Source organism: Nostoc sp. 'Peltigera membranacea cyanobiont' 232, assembly GCF_002245985.1.
Taxonomy (GTDB): domain Bacteria; phylum Cyanobacteriota; class Cyanobacteriia; order Cyanobacteriales; family Nostocaceae; genus Nostoc.
In genome coordinates, this window is record NZ_NOLK01000292.1 from 1 (window position 1) to 4,557 (window position 4,557).

A 4,557-nucleotide genomic window follows, 5' to 3' on the forward strand; every position below is an offset into this window, starting at 1 on the left:
CCTCTGCCCCTCTGCCCCTCTGCATTTCAAACTTGTGAGAAATGCGGGTAAAGGATTCCCACCTACCTCACGACTGGGGTGGGAACTTACAGTAGTTTTCCTTTACATGAAGTACAAAGTTAAGGGTTTTGAGGCAGGAGATAGAAACTTTTTATCTGTGATTTTGAGTCCTACGTTTTGTACCCATTTGAAAACCAAACTGCTGTATGGATAGTTGACCAAACGATGTCCGTATTTTACAGAGAGCATCCCACCTTTATAAGCTTCCCTTTCAAACGATAGGTGACTGTCCCGCAAACAAAACCTGCTGACTTCGGCTCTACATACGTCCGTGTTGGCGGGTTTTGTTTATCTAGCCGCGATTTCCAATCGCGAGATGTTTTCTCTAGAGTGGGATACTTTTTTAAGAAATTGGAATCTGCAACAATATCGTGAGGGCCTTTAACACTTATCTTAGAAGTATTGATATAGATATTATAGTCATAAACAACGTTTTTATTTTTAGTGTTAACGTTAATATCCTTACCAGGAAAAGCATAGAGAATATTATTTAGAATTCTGACATCAGATGAGGTATGGGCAAATATCTGTCCTCCCTTAATTTCTGGACTCTGATTATTTAAAACAGCCGTGTTATTTACAATATCAATATGATCGCTTAAAAATGAATGAATGCCTGAACCACCATTATTAAATGCAAGATTGTTTTTAACTAAAGTACGCCCTATATATGCATCCAACTTTGAGTCTTGTCGCTCATTCCTGGAACCATCGATAATAATGCCATTACCATCTGTGATCCTACCGACTTCAATCCAAGGGATGTACATGCGATTGTTATAGGTCTTGTTGTTGGTAACAAACATCTTGTATCCCCGGTTGCTGTCAGAATTCCAATTGTGCAAAATTGAGATACCACTACCACCATAAACACCATACCAGGCATTATCGAATACAGTGTTATTATCCACCTTCACATAATCAGCCTCAATTACTGCGATACCTGTTCCTCCACAGCCATGCACTTTGTTGTTCACAATATTTATGTGATGAACATGACCACTGGTTCGTCCGTCAATGTTTATGCAGTTTCCGCTTGTAAACCGATTCGATCTATTAGTCTTCTGACTTAATGCATAATCAAGGGTGATGTTGGCATTGTTCCCTATCACCTCCAGCCCATTGAGTTCGATATATGAAGCTCCCTTTGAAATCAGAATACCGTTCCATGTATTATGTTGAATTTTTGGAAAATGACCAGGATATGCTTTATACCTAATCCATGATTTTGCAGTTCCAGAACGTTGAATAGTTACTGCACTCCCAGCTTGAGCGGAATTTGTGTATACTCCGTTCATAATCAATACTGTATCGCCAGGGTTAGTCAGATTTGCTGCCCTTTGAATTGTCCTAAAAGCAGATGAAGTAGAGAGTCCGCCATTTTTGTCGTTTCCATTACCACTAACATAGTATGTTTTCGGACTCGTCTTAGTGCTGATTAGCTCACGACTGGGTAGGATAATTTCCTTGTTAGTGGATACCTGGCGAAGGTTTTCAATTGAAGATACTTTTATCTTGTCTCCCTCAACCAAAAAACTCAACACCACGGGAATTGCAAGATATGCGCTTAATCTGAAACCTTGAATTACCACAAGAAAAGGCTCCTTTCTCGGCACTACTTAACAAAAATATCAGGATCTTCAGTAATTTTAAATAATATTTTACATAAAGAGTACAATACAATCGACTTTCCTAATTTCCCCGATTTCTATCTTGTCCATAGGCTTGCCAAGCCAAGTCTACCAATCCATCAACGATCGCAGCTGCTACAACTGCATTACCTTTGCGACTCTCAATGGTAATATGAGGCACTAGGGAGTCTTGTAAACGCCCCTTCGCTTCATCAACATCAACAAATCCCACTGGAGTCGCAATTATCAAAGCAGGTCTAATTTCTTCAGCTTCAATTAAATCTAGTAGTGCTGTTAGTGCTGTTTGCGCTTGACCTACCACAAAAATGCCCTCTGGATAACGCTTTGCTAAGGTTTCGATTCCCCATGCTGCCCGAGTTTTTTCTTTTTGAGGTCGTGTCAAAGCTTCCATGCTGCAATACACCGGATTAGCAAAGGTGTTTTGAATTTCGTAGGCAATACCTACTTGTACCATCGGTACATCTACCACAATCGTGGTACGGGCGGCTAGTGCTGCTGCTCCTGCTTGCAAGGCACGCTCAGAGAAACGAATCAAAGACTTATACTCAAAGTCAGCTGTAGAGTATATTACCCGACGCACAATCTCGTATTCTGCGGGTGAAAGAACATGATTTTCAATTTCATTGTCAATGATTGCTAAACTTTGAGCATCAGTTACGTGCCATTCCATTTTTGTTGAGCTTCTTAAATATTAGCTTTCAGCTTATCAGCTTCAGGCATTTAGGAGTTAGGAGTTATAAGTTAATTAAAAACTCATAACTTCTAACTCAGCACTCATAACTCATTACTAGAAGAAGACCGACTGAAAATAGGAGATAGGTAGGCAACCAAAACACCGATAATAAAGCCAGAGATATTGCGAACTAGAGGTAGCCAGTCGCTTGTGCGCGTCACCACTGGCCCAATACCAAAGGCGATAAATAAGATTCCCCACAAAGGTGAGAAAATTAAAGCCCATTGCCAAGCAAAAACTTGTCCTTTCTCGCGGGGTTGGGCTGCAAATCCACAGATTATCCCACCAATGACTGAGGTAATCAAGGTGAGAATCCATTGCTCTCGTGGCAGTCCAGGAACAACATTGCAACCACCTTTGAGCAAACAGCCTTTAACTGATTCTAAAGCTTGCAGAATGGCTTGGTCTTCGCCTTGTTCGCGGACAAAGTACAAATTACCGAAGCGGGTTTGCAGTTCTATCCAGAATGTTCTGGGTAAAAGTTCATAAACAGCATCGCCGACGCTAAAACTGAGGATGTTACCGCCACGAGAATCGGCGACTAGTAAAATGCTTTTGTCATCCAAACCCCAATATTTGATAACTGCCCGACCTGGGGTGCGGTCATACTGGGTCAATACTCGCAGTTTCCAGCCCGTATCGGCTTCAAACTGTTCTAAATCTTTGACAAGCTTTTCTTCTTGCAGTACAGGTAGAGATCTAGCTAAGTCTACAACTGGAGTAAAGGTGTCAGGGAGTAACTCAGGATTATCATAAGCCAGTGCTGGAGGAGAATGCATGACCCAAATTGACCCAGCCAGGAAAAATACTGCAATAGATACCAGAATTCGTCGCCAAAAACAAGATTGCATGGACGTTTTTATACAAATATCAACGGTAGAAGTGAACAAGTTGTTTTAAAAGAGTACGGGAAAAATGATAGTTCTTTACACTTGTTTACTTTACTCTAATGTAAGGGATCAAAGCAAAGCGTTTTTGGTAATCGGGCATTGGGGATCGCTTATTTCTGCTCGATCTTCCCATTCCCAATGAATTCAATCTTCGTCATCAAAATTGCTTTCCCAGTTAGCAGCGTCGTTGTAACCCTCATGAGTGCGATATAGTTCCGTTTTTATCCGGCGATTTTCTTGCCTGAGCATTTCTCGTTCTTGCAACGTTAGTGGTGGTTGTTCATTGCTTGGTAAGCGATCGCTGTTTCGCCTCGTGGGTTTCTGGCGGGTGAAGTTTCTCCAAGCAGCTTTCGCACCAACAAAGATGCTGCGTGTGCCTACTTGCAGATTTTGAGCCTGAATCCTTGCACTATCAAGACTTTGATCGACTTGTTTAGCTACTTGACTGGCACTTTTTACACCTTCACTGACATCATCAGTTAAGTCAGTGATTTCCAAACCAGTCACACGAATAGCTTCTAGAGTGGGCGGTAACTCCCGTGAGAGGGTATCAAATAGCTTTTCTGCACTGCGAGCCGCGCGTGCTAACTCTTGCAAAGCCGGTATTGCCGCCACTAAAACCGCAGTCAAGCTTGTGGCGACTAAAAGTAAAGAGAGTCCCAACCAAAACAGGGGATCAATCACGATAATGTCATTTATGAGCGTTCTAATTGCTGGGGAAGATAATCTGAGTCTTCAGGTGATGTTTGCCGCTTTAAGATTTGGCTTTCCTTCTGAGTGGCATCTACACCTGCTGCGATCGCTTCCCGTAATCGATCTAAAGTCTCATCCCAGTTTCGTAGTGCGCTGGCAGAGAGACGATCTGCTTGGATTTGCACACTCGTTGATAAATCTTCTGCTAATTCTGGGATAGCATCAGCAGATTTTTTCAAAATTTTACGCGTTTCGCGCCCTGTGCGTGGAGCCACGAGCAAACCGGTTAACGCACCGATGGTAGCTCCCAGCATAAAACCGCCAATAAATACTCCAGAACGGTTATTAGACATGTTGTTTCTCTCCTTACACCTATTTTAGGTGGGTTTTCTCTCCTTGCAAGACTCCACCGATTTTATTCAGTTAATCTATCGTGACAAAATATCAGCCAAAAATGTTGCTTTTATTCATTAAATATTAAAACCATTAGTTACTTATAATTCAAAACTTCCTGCTTCCCTCCCTATCC

General features: G+C 41.9%; 6 protein-coding genes. 1 reads left to right on the plus strand and 5 read right to left on the minus strand.

Annotation, left to right across the window (positions count from 1 at the left end; all coding sequences use genetic code 11):
* A partial coding sequence (locus CDG79_RS44590) for a hypothetical protein (protein ID WP_223278632.1) occupies window positions 1–214 on the plus strand: 214 nt, incomplete at its 5' end.
* A gap of 22 nt (window positions 215–236) precedes the next feature.
* Here the strand turns inward: CDG79_RS44590 and CDG79_RS39135 are convergent.
* The 5 genes from CDG79_RS39135 to CDG79_RS39155 form a co-directional block, all read right to left on the minus strand.
* The gene (locus CDG79_RS39135) at window positions 237–1,652 is read right to left on the minus strand and encodes a right-handed parallel beta-helix repeat-containing protein (protein ID WP_094346869.1); all 1,416 of its coding nucleotides are present in this window, start codon (window positions 1,650–1,652) and stop codon (window positions 237–239) included.
* Between the two features lie 100 nt (window positions 1,653–1,752).
* Window positions 1,753–2,382: a precorrin-8X methylmutase gene (locus tag CDG79_RS39140; RefSeq protein WP_094346865.1), complete on the minus strand. Its 630-nt coding sequence runs from the start codon at window positions 2,380–2,382 to the stop codon at window positions 1,753–1,755.
* Between the two features lie 104 nt (window positions 2,383–2,486).
* A complete protein-coding gene (locus CDG79_RS39145; RefSeq protein ID WP_094346866.1) occupies window positions 2,487–3,296 on the minus strand; it encodes a TPM domain-containing protein in 810 nt (269 codons plus the stop codon).
* 183 nt (window positions 3,297–3,479) lie between these two features.
* The gene (locus tag CDG79_RS39150; RefSeq protein ID WP_094346867.1) at window positions 3,480–4,019 is read right to left on the minus strand and encodes a hypothetical protein; all 540 of its coding nucleotides are present in this window, start codon (window positions 4,017–4,019) and stop codon (window positions 3,480–3,482) included.
* Between the two features lie 11 nt (window positions 4,020–4,030).
* Entirely contained in the window at window positions 4,031–4,381 is a 351-nt protein-coding gene (locus tag CDG79_RS39155; protein WP_094346868.1) for a YtxH domain-containing protein, read from the minus strand.
* Between the last annotated feature and the right edge of the window lie 176 nt (window positions 4,382–4,557).

Bases quoted from the DNA above. Each gene is read 5' to 3' on its own strand.
- CDG79_RS39145 (WP_094346866.1), bottom strand. From the start codon at position 3,296: ATGCAATCTTGTTTTTGGCGACGAATTCTGGTATCTATTGCAGTATTT.
- CDG79_RS39155 (WP_094346868.1), bottom strand. From the start codon at position 4,381: ATGTCTAATAACCGTTCTGGAGTATTTATTGGCGGTTTTATGCTGGGA.
- CDG79_RS39140 (WP_094346865.1), bottom strand. From the start codon at position 2,382: ATGGAATGGCACGTAACTGATGCTCAAAGTTTAGCAATCATTGACAAT.